Genomic DNA, 21,954 nt, shown 5'->3' with positions numbered 1-21,954 from the left:
GGCCCTCGCTCCTGGAAGGGGCACGGGGTCTTCGATGACGGGGATGACGGAGATCTGGAAGGGGCACGGGGTCTTCGATGGCGGAGATGACGGGATGACGGCGACAGCGGAGACGACGGCGACAGCCGAGACGACGGCGACAGCGGAGATGACAGGACCGCGCGCTCGTCCCGCCCTGCGCGGACTCCAGGCCGTACGGCTGACCGGACTGCTCCGCCGCGAGTACGGCCCTCTCATCACGATCCGAGACCTGTTCACCCCGCGTACCCCGGAAGCGATGGCACGCCACCCCGATGACCACTCCTGACACGCAACAGCCCCGCACGGGGGCGGACATCCTCCGCAGCGCGCTGCGCCGCAACGTCGGCGCCATGATCCGGGGCACCCTCCTGATGGGCCTGTACCAGGCGGGGGAGACCGCGTTCCCCATCGCGCTCGGCCTGATCGTCGAGCACACGATGCAGGGCGAGCGCAGCCTCGGCGCGCTCGCCGTGTCGATCGCCGCGCTGGCCGTGATCATCACGACGGTGTCGCTGTCCTGGCGGTTCGGCATGCGCATCCTGCAGAAGGCCAACACGACCGAGGCACACCGCTGGCGGGTCCGGGTCGCGGGGTGCGGACTGCGGCCGGTGGCACGGGACGTCGACCTGAAGTCCGGCGAGGTGCTGACCATCGCCACCGAGGACGCCGACCAGACCGCCGACATCATCGAGGTGGTGCCGCTGCTGATCAGCTCGCTGGTCGCGGTGCTGGTCGCGGCGGTCGCCCTGGGGCTCGCGGACATCCGGCTCGGCCTGCTGGTGATCGTGGGCACCGTCGCGATCCTGTCGATCCTCAGCGTCCTGTCCAAGCGGATCGGCGCGAGCACCCGGGAGCAGCAGGCCCGGGTGGCACGGGCGGGCGCGAAGGTCGCCGACCTGATCTCCGGCCTGCGCCCACTGCACGGCTTCGGCGGCAACCACCAGGCGTTCCTGGCCTACCGGCAGGTCAGCACCGAGGCGAAGCACCAGGCGGTCACCGTCGCCCGGGCGAACGGCGCCTACGCGGGCGCCGCTCTGGTCCTCAACGCGGCCCTGGCCGCCGCCGTCACCCTCACGGCGGGTCTGCTGGCCTTCGACGGCCGGATCACCGTCGGCGAACTCGTCATGGCCGTGGGCCTCGCGCAGTTCATCATCGAACCGCTCAAGCTGTTCTCCGAGATGCCGAAGTACGTGATGATCGCGCGCGCGTCGGCCGAACGGATGGCGCTGGTGCTGGCCGCGCCCCCGGTGCTGGTCCCCGGATCGGAACACCCGTCCCCCGGAGGGGACCTGGAGGTCGACGGTGTCCGTCACGGAACCCTGCGCGGACTGAAGTTCCAGGTGCGGGCGGGCGAGTTCGTGGCAATCGCCGCCTACCGGCCGCGCGCCGCGGCCGACCTGGCGGCGGTCCTGGCCCTCAACGTCCCGCCCGCCGCCTACGAGGGAGCCGTCCGGGTCGGCGGGCGGGAACTCGCGGAGCTGTCGGTCGAGGCGGTCCGCGCGCACCTGCTGGTGAACCCGTACGACGGGGAGATCTTCGCGGGCACCCTGCGCACGAACATCGACCCGTCGGGCACCAGCCGGACGGTCCCCGAGGCCGTCGAGGCGTCCCTGCTGACCGACGTGGTCGCCCTGCACCGCGAAGGACTCGACTACGGCGTGCGCGACCGCGGCGCGAACCTCTCCGGCGGGCAGCGCCAACGGCTGTCCCTGGCCCGGGCGTTGGCCGCGGACTCCGACATCCTGGTGCTGCACGACCCGACGACGGCCGTCGACGCGGTCACCGAACAGCTCATCGCGCGCAACCTCGCGGAGCTGCGCCGGGGCCGTACCACCGTCGTGATCACCAGCAGCCCGGCCCTCCTCGACGCCGCCGACCGGGTCCTCGTCCTGGACGAGGGCGTCGTCACGGCCGAGGGCACCCACCGCAACCTGCTGGTCACGGACGCGGAGTACTGCGCGGCGGTGACGCGCTGACCTGTTCGTCGGGGGTCCGGGCGGCCTCCCTCGGCAGGGCGTGCCGACATGCCCACCTCGGCGTGCCGACAGTCCGTGTCGTCCCACCGGCGCAGCGGCACCGGCTTGGACCAGCTCCCGAGCCGCGCCACAGGAACAGTCACCCAGCCGCCGTCCCCGGGCGGCGTCGACGCGGGCGACCCGGCCACCGCCCAGGACCGCTCGGTGCCGAGCCTGCCGGGCGGCCCGAACGCGACAAAGCCGTCCACCCTTCGCCGACGTACCCGGCGGATGGACGGTCGCCCCGGAGGGGAGCGCACGCAACGCGTGTCCGGAGTTCGTCCAGTCCCACCGGACGGACCTGCGCCCCGCTCGCTCGTGGACTCCGCGGACGCCTGACGGGCGTGCCGTCACGCGTTCCGCGGAGTCCTCGTATCGGAAGGATCAGTCGCCCTCGGACTCCTCCTGGGCGCGCGTGTTGGGGGTGACGGCGTCGGCGGCCTCACCCCTGCGCCGCCGTTCGTCGTCGGAGTCCCGGGTGCGGTGCGCGGCTTCCCTGATCTCCCGCAGCACCTCCTCGCCCGCCGTCCTGGGCGGCTCCTCCCGGTGCTCGCGCTCGTCACTCATGGCTCGCTCCTTCCTCGGGTGCGTGCGGTCGGCTTGTCCCTTCCTCGGGTGCGTGCGGTCAGCTCGTCGCGATGCGCAGCGGCACCGGATCGTGCGCCGCGGGCTCCTCGTACCGGTTGACCTCCGCCCACCAGGACGGGCCGTCCTCGATGAGCCGCAGCAGCACCCCCTCCCGGATCGCCCACGGGCAGACGGTGACCGTCCGCAGGCCCGTGAGCTTCATCGCCGTGTGCCCGACCACCGCACCGGCCAGGCTCTGCGCGGCACGCGGCGCGGAGATGCCGGGCAGCCGCGAGCGTTCGGCGGCAGGCAGCGAGGACAGCCGTGCGATCGCCTCGCGCAGGTCGCGGCGGTGCAACTGCCGCTCCACGAACGGGCCGTGACGCCCCGGTGCGGAACCGCACAACCGGCCCAACTGCTGGAACGTCCGCGAGGTGACCACGGCGGTGCGCGGCCCCTCCCAGCGGATCCGCGCCGCCACGTCCCGCATCTGATGGCGGACCTTGCGGCGCAACGCCCGTACCCGCTCCGGGGCCGGCGGGTCGTCGCCGTCGAAGAACTCATGGGTCAGCCGACCCGCGCCGAGCGGCAGTGAGGCCGCGAAGTCCGGCAGACGCCCACGGCCGAACGCCACCTCCAGTGATCCGCCGCCGATGTCCAGCAGCGCGAGCGGCCCCGACCGCCAGCCCATCCACCGCCGCGCCCCGAGGAACGTCAGCTCCGCCTCCACCTCACCCGGCAGCGTGCACAGGTCCACCCCGGTCCGCGTGCGTACGGCACGCAGTACCTCCCGCCGGTTCGGGGCCGCGCGCACCACGGCCGTCGCGAAGGCCAGCGGCGCGGTCGCGCCCCACCGGGTCGCGGTCCTGCTCGCCTCGGCGACCGCGCCGACCAGCCGGTCGACGGCCTCCTCCGGAATCGCGTCCCCCGGTCTGACCTGCTCGGACAGCCTCAACCGCCACTTGGCGGTGTGTACCGGTAACGGCACCCCGTCCGCGGCGTCCGCCACCACGAGCCGGACCGTGTTCGAGCCCACATCCACCACGCTGATACGCATGGGCACGTGAGTACCCGTTTTCGGGGCCGGACAACAAGAGGGCCTCCCTCTCCCCGGAGACGGCGGCCCTCTCGCGCTCGGACGGCCCGAGGGCCGGACCGTTGGCGCCGACCCCGTCGGCAGGCGGTGTCGACGAGGGCGGCGTCCAGCACCACCATCGGCTGCGCGACGGAGACGACCGCCGGAATCCACCACCGCCCAGGTGGGGCGGCGGGCGGCTCTGGACGGCCCGCCTGCGGATACGGTGCTGTCATGTCTCGATCAGCAGAAACCGGATCTGTCCCGTCCGCCGTCACCGCGGACGACGTCGGCCTGGCCGTGCGGCTCGCCGTGGGCGTCCTCGGGGACGCACCCCCGCACGGGTGGGACGCCAGGGCCGGTTCGCTGGAGTGGGACTGCTGGGAGACCGTCGAGCACCTCGCCAACGACCTGGTCTACTACGCCGTGCAGCTCGGGCCGCAGAGCCCGCCGCTGGACACCCATGTGCCCTTCGCGCTGCGCCGGAAGAGGCCCGACGGACCCGCGTACTTCCTCCTCGCCGAGCGCGACGCGGGCCCGGCCGGCCTGGTGCAGGTGCTGGAGGCGTGCGGCGCACTGCTGGCCGCCATGGTGCGTACGACGCCGCCCCACGTCCGCGCCCACCACGCCGCCGGGGTCTCCGACCCCGAGGGCTTCGCGGCGATGGGGGTGGTGGAGACGCTGGTGCACACCCACGACGTGGCGGAAGGCCTCGGGCTCGACTGGACCCCGCCCGCCGCCCTCTGCTCGCGCGCGCTCGCCCGGCTCTTCCCACAGGCCCCGCAGGGCGCGGACCCCTGGCTCACCCTGCTGTGGGCCACCGGCCGCGCCGAACTGCCGGGACACCCGCGCCTCACCACATGGCGCTGGACCAGCACACCGCGGTCGCGAAGCTAGGCCAGCTGGCGCCGCACCAACTCGTGCAACCGCCCGCCCGTGTCCGCCAGCAACTGCGCCGGCGACCCCTCCTGGGCCACCTTTCCGTCCTCCATCACGATCACCCGGTCGGCGTCCAGCACGGTGGACAGCCGGTGGGCGATCACGATCCGGGTGGCGTTGAGGGCCTTGGTGCTCTCGATGACCGTGCGCTGGGTCTCGTTGTCCAGCGCGCTGGTCGCCTCGTCGAAGAAGAGGATCCGCGGCCGCCGGATCAACGCCTGGGCGATCATCAGGCGTTGGCGCTGGCCGCCGGAGACCGCGCCGCTGCCGGAGACGATGGTGTGCAGGCCCATCGGCATCCGCCTGATGTCCTCGGCGAGCCCGGCCATCTCGGCCGCCGCCATCGCCTCCTCCGGGGTACAGGGCTCGGTGCCGCAGATGACGTCCAGGACGGACCCGGTGAACGGCTGCGCGTGCTGCAGGACGACACCGCACTGCCGCCGGACGGCCGACTGGTCGAGGGCCGCCAGGTCCTGGCCGTCGTAGAGGACGCTGCCCGAGGCCGGCCGGTCGAAGCCGATCAGCAGTCTCAGCAGGGTCGACTTGCCGCAGCCGCTCGGGCCCACGATCGCCACGAACTCGCCCGGGCGGACCGAGAAGGAGACGTCGTCCAGCACGAGCGGGCCGTCGTCGGTGTACCGGAAGGACAGCCGGCGGGCCTCGATCGCGCCGGTCAGCGGGCCCGGCCGGGTGCTCGCCGCGCGCACCTCCGGAGTCGCGTCGAGTACCGGCCTGATCTGCTCGAACAGCGGCAGCGCGGCCACCATCGAGACGAACGCGCCGGTGATCTGGGTGACGGAGGTCAGCAGCATCGTCACCGCGGTGTTGAAGGTGAGGAACGCCGCCGCCGACATCGACCCGCGCGCCGGACCCGCCAGCAGCATGAACATCAGCAGGGTGCACAGCGGCAGGTACACCGCGCCCAGCACCGTGGTGAGGTTCTTGATCCGGCCCACCTTCTGCTGGAGCTCACGGCTGCGCGCGAACCGGTCCGCCCAGGCCGCGTACGCGTAGTTCTCGGCCGCCGCCACCCGCAGCTTCGGCAGCCCGCGCAGCGTCTGGAAGGCCTGGTTGTTCAGCTTGTTGCCCAGCACGACCAGCCGCCGCTGCCAGCGCACCTGCCACAGCCCGAGCCCCAGGAACACGGCCGCGACGACGACGAGCATGCCGATCGCCGCCAGCGCCATCGGCACGCTGTACCAGAGCAGCAGCCCCAGGTTCATCGCGCCGACCGTGACCGACTGGGCCACGGTCGGCCCGACCCCCGCGAGCAGCCGCCGGATCGCGCTGATCCCCATCGCCGCGCTCGCCAGCTCGCCGGTGGAACGCTCCGTGAAGAACGACGTCGGCAGCCGCAACAGCCGGTCCCACACCGCCGGTTGAAGGGTCGCCTCGATCCGGCCCTCCAGGCGCAGCATGGTCAGGTTCTGCAGCAGCATGAACGCCGCGGCCACCACGCTGCTGACCATCACCGCCAGACACATCCGGACGATCGGCCCGGTCTGCGCCTGCGGCACGAACTGGCCGAGCACCTTGCCCGTGGCGATCGGCACCAGTGCGCCGATCGCGACCGTCACCAGACCGCTGAGCAGCAGGTTCGTCAGATCGCCCGAGGTGCCGCGCATGCTGAACCGCAGCAGCCCGAGCGGGCCGAGCCGACGCTCGGGCAGCGGCCGGTAGAACATCACCGCGCGCGGCTCGAACTCCTCCGCGTTGGCCTTCTCGACCGGTGTCTCCCGGCCGGTCGCCGGATGCACGGCGACATAGCCGCCGCGCCGCCACAGCAGCGCCACCGGTGCCCCGGACAGCGCCCGGTGCCCCACCAGCGGACCGACGTTCTCCCGCCACCAGCGGCCGTCGAGGCGGACGGCGCGGGTACGGACCCGGGAGGCCAGGGCGATCCGCTCGACCGGGTCGAGCCGCTCGCTCTCGGTGCCCGACCGCGCGGGCTCGGCCAGCGTGATCCCGGCCGCCCGTGCGACCAGCCTGCAGGCCGCGTAACCGGCGTCCGCGTCGGCGGCCGTCGTGCGCTGCGCCGACCGCTTGCCGATCGACGCCAGCAGCGTGCGGTCGGCCCGGGCGCGCACCGCCTCGCCGGCCCTGATGCCCTCCGCCGTGCGCGACTCGTGGGTGCGTTCCACCTGTTCGATCCAGCGGTCCAGCGTGGTCAGCAGGCGGTACTGCTGGTCGACCATGCTCTGCCAGACCGCCGGGTCCATCAGCAGGTCGGCGGCGGCCTCCTGGCCGTAGAGCGCGCCGTACTGCACGCTGCCGGGCGGGACCTGCATCCAGAAGACGTCGTCGTCGGTGAGCCGGCCGGCCGTGCCCTCGGTGGCCATGGGCGCCTGGAAGAGGATGGAGAGGCTGCGGCCGACGCCGAGGGCGAGGGCGTACTCCAGCGGGCTCGTCGTGGGCGGCACGTACTGCGGGTTGCCGTACGCGTCGTAGGACCATGTCTGCGTCTGCGCGGGCTGGTACAGCTCCCGCAGTCCGATGCGGTGCACCACGCAGTCCCGCAACGGGCGTGCCACCAGCGTGTGGTGCGGTCCTGCCACCGGCCCGAGCAGCAGTGACCCCGCCTCCAGGCGGCCCAAGTGGTGCCAGTGGCCCTGCTGTTCGGCGTCCACGGCGAACAGGTCCACCGCGCCGGCCGCCACCAGCCACAGCACCTGCGGCCCTTCGAGGTCCAGCCGGGTGAGCCCGGCACAGTCGACGCGCGAGCCCAACTGCCCGAGGGCGTTGAGGACCAGGTCCCCCTCGTGTACGGAGGTCATCTCACCGCTCCCTGACCAGCGCCGCGTACGCGCCGCCGCGCGCCACCAGCTCGTCGTGCCGGCCGCGCTCCACGATCGTGCCGTGCTCCAGTACGACGATCTCGTCGCTGTCGCGCACGGTGCTCAGCCGGTGCGCGATCACCACGCACGCGCAGCCGCGCCTGCGCAGGTTGTCCATCACGACCTGCTCGGTCTCGGCGTCCAGGGCGCTGGTCACCTCGTCCAGCACCAGGATGCTCGGCCGGCGCACCAACGCCCGGGCGATCTCCAGACGTTGGCGCTGCCCGCCGGAGAAGTTGCGGCCGTCCTGCTCGACCCGGCTGTGCAGACCGCCGGGCCTGCGCATGACCACGTCGTACAGCGCCGCGTCCCGCAGCGCCTCGATCACCGCGTCGTCCGGGATCGACGGGTCCCACAGCGCCACGTTGTCGCGGACGGTGCCCTCGAAGAGGAACACCTCCTGGTCGACGAAGGAGACGGAGGCCGCCAGCGCGCCGCGCGGAATGTCCTCGAGACGCTGACCGTCGATGCGGATCACGCCCTCCCAGGGCGCGTAAAGACCCGAGATCATCCGGGACACGGTGGACTTGCCGCTGCCCGAGCCGCCGACCAGGGCCACCTGCTGACCGGGGCCGACGGTGAGGTCGAAGCCCGTCAGCAGCGGCTTGTCCAGGGGGTTGTAGCCGAAGCTGATGTTCTGCAGCTCGACGTGCCCGTGCAGCCGGCGCGTGGAGTCGCCGCCGGGCCGGTCGTAGAGCGGGTCGGCCCGGAAGTTCTCCACGTCCTTCAGCCGGGCCACGTCGGCCGCGAAGTCCTGGATGCGGCCGGCCACGCCGTTGAGGCGGGTCAGCGGGGCGGTGAACCGGGTGACCAGCGCCTGGAAGGCGACCAGCAGACCGACGGAGATGTGCCCCTCGACCGCCCGCATACCGCCGATCCACAGGATCAGCGCGCTGTTCAGCGTGGCCAGCGTCGGCGCCACCACGCCCAGCCAGGCACTCGGCACGCCGAGGCGCTGCTGCTCCTCCAGCGTGGTGGCGTGCTGCCCGGCCCACTTGCGGAAGTAGCCGTCCTCGCCGCCGGTCGCCTTCATCGTCTCGATCAACTGAAGGCCCGTGTAGGCGGTGTTGGTGAGGCGGGCATTGTCGGCGCGCAACTTCGCGGTACGGGTGGCGCGCAGCCGGATCACCACCCGCATCGCCACGATGTTCAGCAGCGCGACCCCGATGCCGACGAAGGTCAGCTGCGGGTCGTAGGTGTACAGCAGCAGCGCGTACAGGACGACGACCACCGCGTCCACGCCCGCCGCCGCCAGGTCGCGAGCCAGCGTCTCGGCCACCGCGTCGTTGGACTGCAGACGCTGCACCAGGTCGGCCGGGCTGCGCTGGGAGAAGAACGTCACCGGCAGCCGCAGCAGATGGCGCAGGAAGCGGGCGCTGGAGAGGGTGGAGGAGATGATCCGGCCGTGCAGCAGGTTCGCCTGCTGCAGCCAGGTCAGCACGACCGTGAGGAGTACGGACGCCCCCATCGACGCGAACAGCACGCCCAGCAGCGAGGTCTGACCGCCGATCAGGAACATGTCGATGTAGGTGCGGCTGAGCGCGGGCACCGCCGCGCCGACCACCACCAGCAGCAGGCTCGCCAGCACCGCGGCGGGCATGGTGCCCGCGGTGCCGCGCAGCCGCGCCGGCATCGCCCCGAGGACGCCCGGCTTGCGGCCGCCCCTGCTGAAGCCGTCGCCCGGCTCCATGACCAGCACGACGCCGGTGAAGCTGCCGTCGAACTCCTCCATCGGCACGAAACGCCTGCCCTTGCCGGGGTCGTTGATGTACACCCCGCGGCGGCCGAAGCGACGCCCCATGCCGTCGTAGACGACGTAGTGGTTGAACTCCCAGAACAGCACGGCCGGGGTCTGCACCTCGGCGAGGGCGGCCGTGTCCATCTGCATGCCCTTGGCCGTCAGGCCGTAACTGCGGGCGGCCTTGAGGAGGTTGCTGGCCCGGGAGCCGTCCCGGGAGACTCCGCAGGCGATGCGCAGCTCCTCCAGCGGGACGTGCCTGCCGTAGTGGCCGAGGACCATCGCCAGGGAGGCGGCGCCGCACTCGACGGCCTCCATCTGGAGCACGGTCGGGGTGCGGACGGTCTTCGCCCTCCCCTTGGGCACGGGGCGCTTGGGCGGGGCGGCGCGGCGCCTGCCCCGCGTGTCCTGGGCGGCACTCACGGCAGCAGCCAGTCGACGGGACGCTGATCGGCCAGGTGCACCGAGGCGTCGGCGAGGGTCATGGAGGTGAGGGGGAAGGGCGGGCCGTCCGCGGACGACCACCGGTAACCGCTCTTCGTGGCGGCCGACGTGTCCAGCTTCACCAGCACGGCCACCGGCCTGCCGTCCTTCGTGAACTGCTCGCCCAGCTGGCTGTCCCCGAGGAACGCCGCGATGGACTGGGCGGACTGGGCGGTGCGGTCCACCGACGTCACCCGGCCGCGCAGCACGCCGTACTCCTGGGCGGGCACCGACTGGACGGTGAGGTCCACGGCGGCGCCGTCCGGGATGGCGGCCGCGTTCCCGGCGGGCACGTAGACCGTCGCGTACAGCGGGTCGTCGGCGTGCGCGACCTTCTCCACGGCGGCGACGTTCGCGCCGGTGGAGATGATCTGGCCGATGGTGGCGGCGAGCGCGGTGACCCGTCCGGCGGCGACCGTGCGCACGACCGTCGTGCCCTTGGCCGTACGGACCTTCAGGACGGGGGAGTCGGCGGGCAGCCGCTCGCCCTGCTCGGCGAGGACCGCGGTGACCTGGCCCGCGACCGGGCTCTGCAGCAGGTAACTGCCCTGCCCGTGCGTCAGGACGGCGGGCGCGCCGACCGTGGAGGTCACCGAGCCGGTGACCGCCCACACGGAGGCCGCGGCCATGACGGCGACGGTCACGGCGAGCGTGAGCCAGCCCTGGGGCCGGGCGAAGCGCACCGGGAGATCCAGCTCCTCGGGCGACTGGAGCCTGGCGAGGGCCTGTTGGCGGAACTGCAAGGAACTTCCCTCACCTGTGCGGGAGAGTCTTTCGTGAAGGAGCCGGGTTCGTGAAGGAGCCGTCACGGCACCCGAAGAGTCCCGGAGCCGGGAAGCGGCTCCGGGACTCGACGTTCAGAACAGGGTGCGATCAGAGACCGGCGACCAGGCTCGTGACCGGGGCGGTGTTCAGGCCGGTGGCACCCTCGACGGTGCCGACGGCCGTGTCGACCAGGCCGGAGACGGGGGCGACGCCGTCCACCAGGCCGGTGACGGTGCCGAGGGCGTTCACGGAGAGGCCGCCGGAGACGTTGTCGAGGTCGGCGTCCGAGATCTCGGCGGTCTCAACCTGGGGGGTGGAGTTCATGATGGAACTTCCCTTCGTATGGATAGGTCACAAGGGGGGAGCGGCCCCTCGTCGGCCCCTCGGGGACTGACGGACGGCCGCGACCGCGGGCGCCCGGCGCCCGTCTCCGGGTGCCTTCACGGCTCCCGCGGTGCGATGGATCAAAGCACGCGGCGTGCGGGCGCTTCCAATCAACCGTCCGGCTCACCAGGCAACTTGAGCCCCAGGGGCAACCATCCGTGCAGGCGCGGGCACCACTCGTCGAAGACTTCTCCACATGCGTCACCGCATCCGCTCGCGAGTGCCCTTGCCCTCGCCCGGCGGAATCAGACACTCCGGCCCCAATGACGTAACCGGCGGCAGCGGGTTGTGGGGGGTTCCGGACGCCGGTGACTTCGTTGGGCAGTCGATGTGCAGATTCGCTGAAGCCGGGATTCCGCTCCGGGCGCGCCACCGAACGTCACCGGGTGGACGCGGAACGTGTCAGCCCAGCAGCGCGTACACCGTGCTCGCCTTCGCGGCCAGCTCCCCGGACTTTGCCGCGGTCATCGTGATGTCGGCGAACGCCGTCCGGCGCCCGAGCCTGGTGACGACCGCCTCGATCAGGACATCCGAACCGACCACCGCACGCTGGAAGGACGTCGACTGCTGAACGGTCGTCATGGGCCCGTACCCCCCGCGCGCGGCCGACACGGCGATCACCGTCGCCGTGTCGGCCGCGGCCATCAACGCCTGCCCCGACAGCGCGCCGCCCTCCCGGGCCAGCCCGTCCGACCAGGGCAGACGCAGCATGGCCCGGTCGTCGCCCAACCGCTGGACCGTCAGGCCCAGCGCGAGGACCCAGGGGGCGAAGTTGTCGGCGAGGATCTTGTCGGCTTCGGCGGTGGTCATCGTCATATGGGGGATTCTTCCCGTCACGCGCCGCCGGTGCGCGGCGGTTGGCCGATTCGGCGTCTCGGCCGGGGCGCGCGGAAACGGAATTGAACGCCCCGCCCGGCCCGTGCGTACCTCCTGCCATCCAGGCGCCCCAACCGCCGCCCAAGACACGGCGGCACGGACCCCGTCCCCCAGGAGGTCGAGAAGTTTGAGTCACAAGCGAATGCCGAAGCGGAAGGCCGCGATAGCGGCGGGCGGCGTCGCGGCACTCGGAGCGGCCGCGATTCTGCTGCCCAACGCCAACGCATCCCAGGACGGCGCCTCGGACGGCAGCGCGGCCCCCCGGACCCTGAAGGCGGCGGACGCCTCGGACCTGGCCTCGCAGCTCGCCGGGCTCCTCGGTGACGCCTTCGCGGGCTCCTACTACGACGCCGACAGCCAGCAGCTCGTCGTCAATGTCGTGCCCGGCGACAACAACAACATCATCGTCCAGGCGAAGAAGGCGGGTGCGGCCGTCCGCGAGGTCGACAACAGCCTCGCCGAACTCGCCGCCGGCGCGCAGACCCTGAAGTCCGAGGCGACCATCCCGGGCACCGCGTGGGCCGTCGACCCCAGAACGAACAAGATCCTGGTCACCGCGGACAGCACCGTCACCGGCGACAAGTGGGACCAGCTGGAGTCGACCGTCGAGACCCTCGGCTCCGGCATGGCCACCATCAAGAAGTCCCAGGGCACCTTCAAGACCTTCCTCTCGGGCGGCGACGCCATCTTCGCCGGGGGATCGCGCTGCTCCGCCGGCTTCAACGTCGTCGCCGGTGACGGCACGCCCGCCTTCCTGACGGCGGGGCACTGCGGCGTCGCGGCCGCCGAGTGGTCGGACGCCCAGGGCGGCGCCCCCATCGCCACCGTGGACCAGGCCACCTTCCCTGGCGCGGGCGACTTCGCGCTCGTCAAGTACGACGACCCGGCGACCGAGGCGCCCAGCGAGGTCAACCTCGGTGAGCAGACCGTGCAGATCAGCCAGGCCGCGGAGGCCGAGGTCGGCCTCCAGGTCTTCCGGATGGGCAGCACCACCGGGCTGAGCGACGGTCAGGTCGTCGGCCTGGACGCCACCGTGAACTACCCCGAGGGCACGGTCACCGGCCTGATCCAGACCAACGTCTGCGCCGAGCCCGGCGACAGCGGCGGTTCCCTGTTCACCCAGGACGGCCTCGCGATCGGCCTGACCTCCGGCGGCAGCGGTGACTGCACGGTGGGCGGCGAGACGTTCTTCCAGCCGGTCACCACGGCCCTGGAGGCGGTCGGCGCGAGCCTGGGCGCGGGCGGCGCGGAAGGCGGCGCCGGCGAGGAGGCCGGTGCGGGCGAAGAAGCCGGCGCCGGTGAGGAAGTCGGCGGGGGAGAGGCCGGTGGTGAGGAAGCCGGCGGCAATGTGCCGGGCGCGGGCGTCGGCAACGGATTCGGCCTGAACAAGAACAACTGACGGCCACCGACCCGGCCTCCACCCTCGGCCGGGTCGGACAGGAACCGGTCCGGGTGACCGGCCCTCCGGCGGGAGGACCGGCCGCCCGGACCGTCGCACGAGGCCCTGCGGACCGGCCCCCGGGGACTAGGGACGGACGTAGGGCCTCGTCATGATCTCCATGTTGTGGCCGTCCGGATCGTCGAAGTACGCGCCGCGACCGCTGAACAGATGGTTGATACGCCCGGGTTCGGCATGGTGGGGATCGGCGTAGTAGGTGACGCCGACCGCCTCCAAGCGGGCGATCATGTCGTCGAACCGTTCGTCGGGTACGAGGAACGCGTAGTGCTGCGGCTGGATCGGCTCGTCATGCTGCTCGTAGTAGTCCAGCGTGACGCCGTTGCCGAGTTCGACGGGGAGGAACGGCCCGAAGGGCGCGCCGATCTCCAACCCCAGGATCACGGTGAGGAATTCGGCCGACAGCCGTCGGTCCCGGGCATGGACGACGGTGTGGTTCAACTGCACGGTCGTCACGGGGTGATGTGCTGCGTCAGGCATGGGTGAGGTGTCTTCCGGGTCGGGAATCCGTGGAGAGGGGCGCCGCTTCGGGCGCCGGGCGGAGGAAGACGCGGGAGGGCGGGGCTCTGGCCCGCCTCGCCCTCACGTCGAGGCCGGGAACCCGTTTCGTGTATGGCTCTTGGCCGACCCGGCAGTCACCCGTCCGACCCTAACGGGCGTCACCGGCCGGAACAACCGGGCTTCCCCCCTTCCCCCTGCGCCCGCAACAGCAGCAACGCCACGCCGTCCGAACGTCCCTGCGGTATCGCGCAGTGCCGCACCGGACGGTCGGCCGGCTGCTCCAGCGGCCCGTCCCGCACGGCGTGCGGTCCCGGCGGCGGCTTCCCGGGGCTGCCGCGTACGGGCGCACGGGTGCCCCTGGGCGGCGGTGCGCGGTGTGTACCCGCAACCCCTCGGCGTATGCCACCACGGTCGTTGCACGCACGGTGGCACGGGCCCCCGGGTGTGCGCCCCCGCGCACCCGTATGGCTGGATCTCCCGCCCCGGCAGCCGTTAAGGGCGCGAAGAATGGGACACGCGCTCATCCACCGAGAACCGGCGTAGGCAGGCTGAAGGGGCGGCAGTGATCCGGGTGCTTCTGGTGCACGACGCGTGTCTTGTGCGATCGGTCCTGGCGGAGTGGCTGCGCCGGGAACCGGACCTCAAGATCTTTGACAGTCCGTGGCGGAACGCCCCCGCGCGCGTGCGGACCGTCCAGCCCGATGTGTGCGCCGCCGATCTGGAGTGCTCGGACGCGTACGGCATTCCGCCGCTCGGCGAACTGCGGCCGCGCGGCACGGAGACGCCGCCACCGCGGCTGCTGGTGCTGGCCACGACGAACCGGCCCGGCCTGCTGAAGCGGGCGGTCGAGGCCGGCGCGCTCGGCTACGTCGACAAGGAGGCGTCGCCCGAGAACCTGGTCCGCGGGATCCGGCGCGTCGCACAGGGGGAACGTTTCATCAACGACTCGCTGGGCTTCGGATTCCTCAAGGCCGCGCAGATGCCGCTGACCAGGCGGGAGCTGAGCGTGTTATCCCTGGCCGCCGAAGGCGCCTCGATCGCGGAGATCGCGGGCTGCCTCCACCTGTCCCACGGGACCGTGCGCAACTACATGGCGGCCATCACCCGCAAGACCGGAGCGCGCAACCGCATCGAGGCCATCCGCATCTCACAGGGCGAGGGCTGGGTCTGACCGCCCGCCCGGTCCGGGCGTCCACCCGCCGACCAGCTCGCGGTACGGCGCCGACCGGTCCACCAGCTCCGCATGAGTGCCGTACGCCGTGTGCCGCCCGTCCAGCAGCAGGACCCGGTCGGCCCGGCGGGCCGAACTGATGCGGTGTGCCACGACCACCAGGGTGCCGCCCGGGCGGGCGGCGAAGGCCCGCTCGGCCCGCTCCTCCGCGGCCGCGTCCAGGTGACAGGTCGCCTCGTCCAGCAGGGCCAGGGGGGCGTGTGCCAGATATGCCCTGGTGAGGGCGATGAGCTGCCGCTCACCCGCCGACAGGGCCGCCGGATCCACCGGCGCCGCCACACCGCCGAGCGCTTCGAGCAACGGCGTGAGCCCCACCGCCTCCGCCGCCGCCAGCAACTCCGCCTCGGACACCGGGTCCGGCCGCAGCATGCACAGGTTCTCGGCGAGGGTGCCGGTGACCACGTACGCCTCCTGCGGGATCAGCACCCGCAACTCCGCACGGTCCGGCCCGTCCACCGGCCGCCCCCCGATCCTGATCACCCCACGCCCGGGCTCCAGCAGCCCGGCGACCAGCGCGGTGAGCGTGGACTTCCCGACCCCACTGGGCCCTACGACCGCCAGATGCGCGCCGGGCGGCAGGACGAGGTCGAGCCCCTCGACGACCGGGGCGCTGTGCGGGCCGTAGGCGAAGCTGACCGAGTCGAGCATCAGGGCGGGCACGGCGCCCCCGGGAACGGCGGGACGGGCGACCGGGGCGGGGGCCGCCGGGCCCTGCGCGGCCTGCTCGCGGAGGGCTCCACCCTTGACCGGCGCAGCGCGACCGTTGCTCCGGTGCGCGGAGCCCCGTCGCCCGGCGACCGGCTGTCCGGCGGTCCCGGCGGTGGGGGGCGTGTGTCCGTCGGTCGGGTGCCCCGTGGTCGGATGCGCTGCCCCGTGGCCGGCGGCTCGTTTCCCGGCGGGCCCGTCGCTGGGAGTCTCCTGTACGTCGGCCGGGTGGGCGGTGGACCCGGGCCAGGACTCCGAGGGCCCGGGAGCCTGTTCGCCGGTCGCCTCGGCCCCGTCAGGCCCTTGCGCTGCTGCCCCGTGCCCAGGGGGCCGGCCCCCGGACGCGTCGCCGGCCGTGCCGTCCCGCATCAGGCGGCGCAGCACCACCAGGAGCCGCGCGCCGCTGGTGCCGAGACCGTGGACCAGGTTGCGCAGGGCGGGGAGCAGGGACTGGGTGACGTAGGCGAGGGCGCCGACCAGGGCGCCCGCGGTGACGCCGTGGGCCAGGAGCCAGGGGCCGGCGGCGAGCAGGAGCACGATCGGCAACTGGCCGCCGACGGCGAGGGAGGACACCCGCAGGACGCTCCAACGGGCGAGGGAGCACGCGGCGCGCAGCTCGGCGTCGATCCGCCGGCCGGTCCCCTCGGCGATCTGCCGCTCCGCCCCGCTCGCGGTGATGTCCCGCAGCCCCGGACAGACGGCACCGAGATCGGCGGCCAGGGCCTCGTCGGCGGCGAGGAACACTTCCTGGCGTCGGGCCAGCGGCCGCAGGCTCAGCACGAACAGCGCCACACCGGCGACCAGCGGCGGCCCGACGACCAGCAGGAGCAGCGGGTCGAGCGAGAAGAGCCCGACCAGCGCGCCGACGGACGTGAACAGGAACGCACGCGACACCATCACCAGCCCGGCGAACGTGTCCCGGGCGATCTCCACCTGCTGGGTGAGCCCGGACAGCGCACCGCTGTCCCCCTCCCGCACCCCGCGCTCCACGACCCGTGTGACGAGCCGGTCCCGCAGCGGCTCCACCAGCTCCGCCACCGCCGCGTACACCCGGGCCGTGCCGTACGCGCCGACGAGCACGCCGAGGGCGGCGACCCCGAGCCAGGCGAGGCCGGTCCGGAGCTGCCCCGCCAGGAAGCCCTCGTCGAGGGCGCGGGCGGGCGCGTACCCGGTGAGGAAGGTCTGCGCGGTCTCCAGCAGGGACCAGCCACCCAGCCGCCCCACCACCCGCTTCCGGCCCCACAGAAACCTGAGACCCGGCCGCCGGATCCCGCCCCCGCTCACCGCACCGTCCCCTCACCGGACTCCTCGAAGCCCACCGAGGCCCCCTGACTCCGCGGCAACCCACCGGCCTCCCGAGCGCCCCCGCCCACCCCGCCCTCCGGCTCTCCGACACCCCCGTGCCCGTGGTCCTCCGACTGCCCGGCGCCGGTGTGCGTGCCGTCCTTCGGCTCTCCGACACCCCTGTGCCCGTGGTTCTCCGACTGTCCGGCGCCGGTGTGCGTGGCGTCCTGCGGTGTCCTGGCACCCGCATGCATGCCGTTCTCCGATGCCTTCGCGCTCGCGTCCTCGCCCTTCTCCGATGCCTGGGCGCTCGCGTGCCCGCCCCCCTCCGCAGCCCCGGCACCCGCGTGCCCCCCGTCCGTAGATGCCTCGGCACCCGCGTGCCCCCCGTCCGCAGATGCCCCAGGAGCCCCCTGCACCCCGAACACCGCCCGGTACTCCGCCTCCCCCCACAGCGCCTCGTGCGGTCCCATCGCCCGCACGCGCCCCCCGTCCAGCCAAGCCACCATGTCCGCGCGGGCCGCTGTGACGGCGCGGTGGGCGACGAGGAGGCGGGTGGTGGGGGAGCCGCCGGCGAGCAGGGCGGCGGTGATGTGGGCCTCGGTGACGGTGTCGAGGCTGGAGAGGGCGTCGTCGAGGATCAGGAGGCGGCCTCCGTGGGCGAACGCCCGTGCCAGGCCGAGGCGTTGGGCCTCTCCGCCGGAGCAGGGGGCGTCGGCGACGGTCGTGTCGTAGCCCTCGGGCAGCCGGCGGACGAACGCGTCCGCGCGGGCCGTCACGGCCGCCTCCCGGACCCGGTCGGGGGAGGGGGACGCGAGGCCCAGCGCGAGGGTGTCCTCGACGGTGGTGCCGAGCAGCGCCGGACGCTCGAAGGCGTATCCGACCGACCGGCGCAGCTCGTCGTGGGACAGGTCGCGCAGGGGCACCCCGTCGAGCCGCACCTCACCGGCGTGCGGGTCGGTGAGCCGTCCCGCGACCGCGGCGAGCAGCGACTTGCCCGCGCCGGACCGGCCGACCACGGCGACCGTCGACCCACCGGGCACGACGAGGTCGACCCCGTCGAGCACGGTCCGAGTGCCCCGCCGGGCCACCACCCCGCGCAGTTCCAGCCGGCCGGGACCGGGCGGCAGCCCCGACCGGCCGTAGGCGGGCGCGGGCTCGGCCAGGACCTCGCCGAGCCGTCCGGTCGCCGCGCGGGCCCGGGCCAGGCCCGCGAGATGGCCGACCAGCAGGCCGACTCCGGTCGCCAGGACCGCGTACCGGGAGGCCGCGAGGACCTCCCCGACCGTCACCCGGTCCCGGGTGAGCAGCACACCGGCCACGGCGACCACCGCGAGCTGGAGCAGCGGTGCCACGGCGACCGCCTGTCCGGCGGCCCGCCCCTGCACCTGCCACATACGGTGTCCGGCCCGGGACAGCTCGGGCAGCGGCCGCAGGATCCGTGCCGTCTCCCGCGGCGCCGCCCCGGCCGCCGCGACGGTGCGCCAGCCGCCGACGGCCTCCGCGAGCGAGGCGGCGATGCGCCCCTGCACCCGCTGGTACCACGCCACGCACTCCGTCGTGTCGCGGCTGAGCGCGCGCAGCAGCAGGACCAGTACGGGCGCCCCGGCGAGGAACACCGCCGCGAGCCAGGGGTCGATCAGGGCGAGGGCCACGATCGCGCCGAGCGGCCCGGCGAGTGCCGCGAACAGCGCGGCACGCGCGGTCGGCGCCGTTCCGGCCTGCGCGGCGTTGCCGACCAGCCGGGCCACCAGGTCGCCCGGGCCGAAGCGGTCGGCGGCCCGGGGGCCGACGGCCAGCACGTGCCGGGTCAGCCGCCGGCGCAGCCAGGCGGTGGAGCGGGCGTCGACCGTGCCGCCGAGCACGGTCTGGCAGGCGTCGAGCAGGGCGAGCAGCGCCACGAGCCCGGCGCAGTACAGCACCCACCGGGTGGCCGGTGCGTCGGCCAGCAGCAGGTCGAGGGTGCGGCCGAGAGCGGCCGGAAGCAGCAGACCGGCACCGGTCGCGGCCGTGCTCACCAGGGCCAGGGCCAGAACGCGGCCGGGGACCGGTCCGAGCGGCCCGGGCAGTGTCCGGTCGTCTGCTGTGGAAGTCGTCATGCGGGTGCGGCCCTCACCGGTCGGCGGACGCAGGACCCTGGGCGGCCCCTCCCTCGCGGGAGCGGACCGCCCGGAGCTGTGAGCGTGTGTGCGTCAGAGGCAGAGCAGAACGCTCGTCGTGCTGACACAGGACAGCAGGCTCACCGTGCTGTTGGCCGTGCCCTCGGTGTGCTCCTCGGACTCCATCGTCTGCAGGTCGAGCAGTGCCATGTCGTGTCCTTCCTTAAGGGTTCGTCCGTGGGGACAGGGTTGGGTCACGACTCCGTCAGGTCGCGGAGCCGCGTTCTGTGGGCCGTCCGAGCGGTGGCAGGAACGGCAGGTGTGCGCTCTCCCGGCGGTCGACGGCCGCGCCGAGCGCGAGCAGGCAGCCGGCCGTCCCGGTGCCCAGGTCCATCGACAGCCGCATCATCTGCTGTCCGGGGAAGGCCAGTTGGCCCTCGTAGGACATCGCGAGCCAGCCGAGCCCGGCGATCTGCCCGGCCAGCCGCTGCGCGTGGTCGCCCGGTGTGCTGGTCCGGGCCAGGTGCAGGATCATCCCGGCGCGGCCCTGGAAGAGGCCGGGCTGGGCGTAGAACCGGGAACTGGCGGCGGTCACCATGCCCGCGCGCACGGCCTCGAACTCCGCCGCGGCGTCCGGGACATGACCGGCGTAGTCGTCGAGGACCATCCCGATCCCCGCACTGCCGTCGCCGAGGTACGGCAGGGTCCGCCAGCCCTCGTGGACCTCCACCGCGCCGCTCTCGCCCGTCGCGCAGCACTCCAGGTCCCGGCGCAGCGCCACCCCGGCGGCCGCCAACAGGCCGTCCCCGCCGGTGCGTTCGTACTCCCGCAGCAGGAACAGCGCGGGCCCGCTCGCACCGCGCAGCAGCCCGGCCCGGCGCTCCCGCGGCGCCTGCGCGGGCGGCTCCGACAGGCGTTGTACGAGGAGGGCGGCGGCCTCGGTGGCCCGCTCGGCGAGTTCCGGCTCGCCGGTCGTGCGGGCCAGCTCGCCCAGCACCAGGCCGAGGCCGGCCAGCCCGCCGCGCAGGTCGGAGGAGAGGTTCTGCCACCGCTCCTTCAGGACCGCGTCCATCAGGTCCAGCGCCCGCTGCCGGTGGCCGAGCCGGTTCAGGACGTGGGCGACGCCGGCGAGTCCGTCGTACAGCCCGAGCGGGGTGCCCGCCGGTGGCGGTGCGGTGCGGGCGAGGAGCCAGCGCTCGCCCTCCTCGTAGCGGTCGGCGCCGACCGCGTCCAGCGCGTACAGCACCCCGGCCGCCCCGTACGCCAGCCCGAGCCCGCCGCCGTCGGAGAACTGGGCGATGTCACCGGGGAAGAGCCGGTCGGTGCGTTCCGGGGTGGCCGAGGCGAGGATGCCCTTGACCATGGAGTCGCGGCTGTGGGGCCAGTCCCCGGGCTCCACGAAGGTGGACGCGGGCGCCGACGGACGCGGGGTCACGTCCCGGGTGATCTCCGCGACCGCCTCGTCGAGGAACCGCCGGGGCACGTCCGGGAACTGGCCGGCGATCACCTCGGCGAGATGGGCGGCCTTGCCCCGGTCGACCACGAACAGCGTGGTGACGGGCAGGAAGAGCGCCAGCCGGAGACAGGCCAGGGCGTAGCGGTCGACGTCGAGCCCGGTCCGGTCGGCGGGGGCGAAGAAGCCGGGGTGGGCGACCACCTGGCGGCCCTGCTCCGCTGCGGGTGCCGCCGCCTCGAAGTCGACCAGGAACACCGACTCCTCGTCGGGCGCCACCATGATGTTGAAGACCTGAAGGTCGTGGAAGACGATGCCGCGCTCGTGCACGGCCCGCACCGCCCGCTCCACCAGCCCGTGGACGCGCACCGCCCAGGCGGCGTAGTCGGCCACGGCCGCCGGGTCGGGGTCCGCGGTGAGCAGCGGATGGCGCTCGGCGAAGAACGAGTTGAGCGTGCGGCCCTCAAGGAAGTCCATGACCAGGAAGCTGTGGTCGCCGAGCGTGAACCAGTCCCGCACCTCCGGCACCACACCGGTGCCCGACAGCCGCTCCAGCGCGTCCCGCTCCCGCCGGAGCCGGGCGACCGCGTCCGCCCCGTCGGCGGCCAGCCCCGCGTGCGGCCGCGCCTCCTTCAGCACGACCCGGCGCCCGTCCCGGGTGTCGGTGCCCACGTACACCCCGCCGCCGTTGGAGAAGTGCAGCGCCTTGTCGATGCGGTACGGCAGCTCGCCCACCGTCGTGGTGTTGCGGGCCGCAAGCTGCGGCTGGAGGAAGTCCGGGAGCGTCACCCACTCGGGCACCTGGAAGGCCGGCGTCCGCAGATCCGGCACCAGCCGTCCGGCGCCGTCGCGCACCGCGGGCACCAGGGACCCCCGCTCGTCGACCACGAAGGAGCGCGCGAACGCCCCGTACCGGACGTAGAGCGGACCGTCCTCCCAGCGCAGGTCGGAGAGGATGTACGGCCCCTCGAAGCCCTTGAGCAGGTCGCCCAGCTCACGCAGCACCAGGTGCAGCTGGTCCTCGTCGGCGGGGTAGAGGGTGACGAACTTGCCGCTGCCGCCCCGCGGCGCGTACTTGGCGTTGCGCAGGTGCACCAGGTGCGGGCCCGGCACGAACTTGAACGGGATGCGCCGCGGCACGCAGTACTCCCACACGATCTCGGCGATCTGCGCCGCGTTCGCCCGAGTGGCCGAGGCGTGGATCTTCCAGCCCTGGGCCGGGCCGGGCGCCGGAGCACCGTCGGTGCCGAGCGGCGTCAGCGCCAGCCAGTCACCGGTCCGGGCCGCGTCCCACCCCTCGGGCACGGCACGCCGTGCCGTCTCGAACAGCGGTGTCTGCTCGTCCGCCGCCGAGAACCGGTCCGGCGTCTCGTAGAAGTGCCGGTCGGCGAGCGCGTACACCTCGTACCGCTTGTCCATGCGTCCCCCTCCGTGGAAACGGCATCGAGCCTTCCAGCGGGCCGACGGGCACGGACAGTCGTGTCTGTCACGACCTCACCGTGCGGAACGCATGCGTCAAGTCATGTTC

16 protein-coding genes and 1 pseudogene are annotated in these 21,954 nt (G+C 73.5%); 5 read left to right on the top strand and 12 right to left on the bottom strand.

Going from position 1 to position 21,954, the window contains the following annotated elements; all coding sequences use genetic code 11:
• Positions 1–43: 43 nt before the first annotated feature.
• Together ICC28_RS13080 and ICC28_RS13075 are read left to right on the top strand one after the other, a co-directional pair.
• Positions 44–307, top strand: coding sequence for a hypothetical protein (locus ICC28_RS13080; protein ID WP_223188754.1), 264 nt, complete (start codon positions 44–46; stop codon positions 305–307).
• Positions 294–1,997, top strand: coding sequence for an ABC transporter ATP-binding protein (locus ICC28_RS13075; RefSeq protein WP_188288665.1), 1,704 nt, complete (start codon positions 294–296; stop codon positions 1,995–1,997). Before ICC28_RS13080 ends, ICC28_RS13075 begins: the two co-directional genes overlap by 14 nt.
• Positions 1,998–2,420: 423 nt before the next feature.
• On the opposite strand, the gene ICC28_RS13070 is transcribed toward ICC28_RS13075, so the two are convergent.
• Both ICC28_RS13070 and ICC28_RS13065 read right to left on the bottom strand, forming a co-directional pair.
• A complete protein-coding gene (locus ICC28_RS13070) occupies positions 2,421–2,603 on the bottom strand; it encodes a hypothetical protein (protein ID WP_188288664.1) in 183 nt (60 codons plus the stop codon).
• A gap of 58 nt (positions 2,604–2,661) precedes the next feature.
• Positions 2,662–3,660 carry a Ppx/GppA family phosphatase gene (locus tag ICC28_RS13065; RefSeq protein WP_188288663.1) on the bottom strand — a complete coding sequence of 333 codons (999 nt, stop codon included), beginning with the start codon at positions 3,658–3,660 and terminating at the stop codon, positions 2,662–2,664.
• 252 nt (positions 3,661–3,912) lie between these two features.
• Here ICC28_RS13065 and ICC28_RS13060 point away from each other — a divergent pair, with 252 nt between their 5' ends.
• On the top strand, positions 3,913–4,575 hold the full coding sequence (locus ICC28_RS13060) for a hypothetical protein (RefSeq protein ID WP_188288662.1): 663 nt from the start codon (positions 3,913–3,915) through the stop codon (positions 4,573–4,575).
• Here the strand turns inward: ICC28_RS13060 and ICC28_RS13055 are convergent.
• The 5 genes from ICC28_RS13055 to ICC28_RS13035 form a co-directional block, all read right to left on the bottom strand.
• Positions 4,572–7,391, bottom strand: coding sequence for an NHLP bacteriocin export ABC transporter permease/ATPase subunit (locus ICC28_RS13055; protein ID WP_188288661.1), 2,820 nt, complete (start codon positions 7,389–7,391; stop codon positions 4,572–4,574). The two genes, ICC28_RS13060 and ICC28_RS13055, sit on opposite strands and share 4 nt — an antisense overlap.
• A 1-nt stretch (position 7,392) precedes the next feature.
• Positions 7,393–9,612, bottom strand: a complete 2,220-nt coding sequence (locus tag ICC28_RS13050; protein WP_188288660.1) for an NHLP family bacteriocin export ABC transporter peptidase/permease/ATPase subunit — start codon at positions 9,610–9,612, stop codon at positions 7,393–7,395.
• Entirely contained in the window at positions 9,609–10,415 is an 807-nt protein-coding gene (locus ICC28_RS13045) for an HlyD family efflux transporter periplasmic adaptor subunit (RefSeq protein WP_188288659.1), read from the bottom strand. The genes ICC28_RS13050 and ICC28_RS13045 overlap by 4 nt, the downstream gene beginning before the upstream one ends.
• 130 nt (positions 10,416–10,545) lie before the next feature.
• Positions 10,546–10,761, bottom strand: coding sequence for a type A2 lantipeptide (locus tag ICC28_RS13040; RefSeq protein WP_188288658.1), 216 nt, complete (start codon positions 10,759–10,761; stop codon positions 10,546–10,548).
• 462 nt (positions 10,762–11,223) lie between these two features.
• Positions 11,224–11,637 (bottom strand): PaaI family thioesterase, encoded by a 414-nt coding sequence (locus tag ICC28_RS13035; protein WP_188288657.1) that lies wholly within the window; start codon positions 11,635–11,637, stop codon positions 11,224–11,226.
• A gap of 187 nt (positions 11,638–11,824) precedes the next feature.
• Between ICC28_RS13035 and ICC28_RS13030 the strand changes: the two genes are divergently transcribed.
• Positions 11,825–13,096 carry a S1 family peptidase gene (locus tag ICC28_RS13030; protein ID WP_188288656.1) on the top strand — a complete coding sequence of 424 codons (1,272 nt, stop codon included), beginning with the start codon at positions 11,825–11,827 and terminating at the stop codon, positions 13,094–13,096.
• A 126-nt stretch (positions 13,097–13,222) separates the two neighbouring features.
• Here the strand turns inward: ICC28_RS13030 and ICC28_RS13025 are convergent, their stop codons facing one another.
• Complete coding sequence (locus ICC28_RS13025) at positions 13,223–13,633, bottom strand: VOC family protein (RefSeq protein WP_188288655.1); 411 nt, start codon at positions 13,631–13,633, stop codon at positions 13,223–13,225.
• A 583-nt stretch (positions 13,634–14,216) separates the two neighbouring features.
• Between ICC28_RS13025 and ICC28_RS13020 the strand changes: the two genes are divergently transcribed.
• The gene (locus tag ICC28_RS13020; RefSeq protein ID WP_188288654.1) at positions 14,217–14,825 is read left to right on the top strand and encodes a response regulator transcription factor; all 609 of its coding nucleotides are present in this window, start codon (positions 14,217–14,219) and stop codon (positions 14,823–14,825) included.
• Here the strand turns inward: ICC28_RS13020 and ICC28_RS40485 are convergent.
• The 4 genes and pseudogenes from ICC28_RS40485 to lanKC form a co-directional block, all read right to left on the bottom strand.
• On the bottom strand, positions 14,802–16,814 hold the full coding sequence (locus ICC28_RS40485; RefSeq protein WP_411158588.1) for an ATP-binding cassette domain-containing protein: 2,013 nt from the start codon (positions 16,812–16,814) through the stop codon (positions 14,802–14,804). The genes ICC28_RS13020 and ICC28_RS40485 overlap by 24 nt on opposite strands.
• A gap of 437 nt (positions 16,815–17,251) precedes the next feature.
• A pseudogene (locus ICC28_RS13005) lies at positions 17,252–18,973 on the bottom strand (ABC transporter ATP-binding protein); the annotation flags it as partial.
• 93 nt (positions 18,974–19,066) lie between these two features.
• A complete protein-coding gene (locus tag ICC28_RS13000) occupies positions 19,067–19,183 on the bottom strand; it encodes a SapB/AmfS family lanthipeptide (RefSeq protein ID WP_188288653.1) in 117 nt (38 codons plus the stop codon).
• 55 nt (positions 19,184–19,238) lie between these two features.
• A complete protein-coding gene (gene lanKC, locus ICC28_RS12995) occupies positions 19,239–21,845 on the bottom strand; it encodes a class III lanthionine synthetase LanKC (RefSeq protein WP_188288652.1) in 2,607 nt (868 codons plus the stop codon).
• Positions 21,846–21,954 lie beyond the last annotated feature (109 nt).

The sequence above is a fragment of the Streptomyces sp. TRM68416 genome, assembly GCF_014596915.1.
In the GTDB taxonomy this organism is placed as follows: domain Bacteria; phylum Actinomycetota; class Actinomycetes; order Streptomycetales; family Streptomycetaceae; genus Streptomyces.
Note: the sequence above shows the minus strand (reverse complement) of the source record. Positions and strands in the feature narration are given on the sequence as shown.

Excerpts from the sequence above, each read along its gene's own strand:
- ICC28_RS13080 (WP_223188754.1), top strand. The coding sequence starts at position 44 with ATGACGGAGATCTGGAAGGGGCACGGGGTCTTCGATGGCGGAGATGAC.
- ICC28_RS13075 (WP_188288665.1), top strand. The coding sequence starts at position 294 with ATGACCACTCCTGACACGCAACAGCCCCGCACGGGGGCGGACATCCTC.
- ICC28_RS13070 (WP_188288664.1), bottom strand. The coding sequence starts at position 2,603 with ATGAGTGACGAGCGCGAGCACCGGGAGGAGCCGCCCAGGACGGCGGGC.
- ICC28_RS13065 (WP_188288663.1), bottom strand. The coding sequence starts at position 3,660 with ATGCGTATCAGCGTGGTGGATGTGGGCTCGAACACGGTCCGGCTCGTG.
- ICC28_RS13060 (WP_188288662.1), top strand. The coding sequence starts at position 3,913 with ATGTCTCGATCAGCAGAAACCGGATCTGTCCCGTCCGCCGTCACCGCG.
- ICC28_RS13055 (WP_188288661.1), bottom strand. The coding sequence starts at position 7,391 with ATGACCTCCGTACACGAGGGGGACCTGGTCCTCAACGCCCTCGGGCAG.
- ICC28_RS13040 (WP_188288658.1), bottom strand. The coding sequence starts at position 10,761 with ATGAACTCCACCCCCCAGGTTGAGACCGCCGAGATCTCGGACGCCGAC.
- ICC28_RS13035 (WP_188288657.1), bottom strand. The coding sequence starts at position 11,637 with ATGACGATGACCACCGCCGAAGCCGACAAGATCCTCGCCGACAACTTC.
- ICC28_RS13025 (WP_188288655.1), bottom strand. The coding sequence starts at position 13,633 with ATGCCTGACGCAGCACATCACCCCGTGACGACCGTGCAGTTGAACCAC.
- ICC28_RS13000 (WP_188288653.1), bottom strand. The coding sequence starts at position 19,183 with ATGGCACTGCTCGACCTGCAGACGATGGAGTCCGAGGAGCACACCGAG.
- lanKC (WP_188288652.1), bottom strand. The coding sequence starts at position 21,845 with ATGGACAAGCGGTACGAGGTGTACGCGCTCGCCGACCGGCACTTCTAC.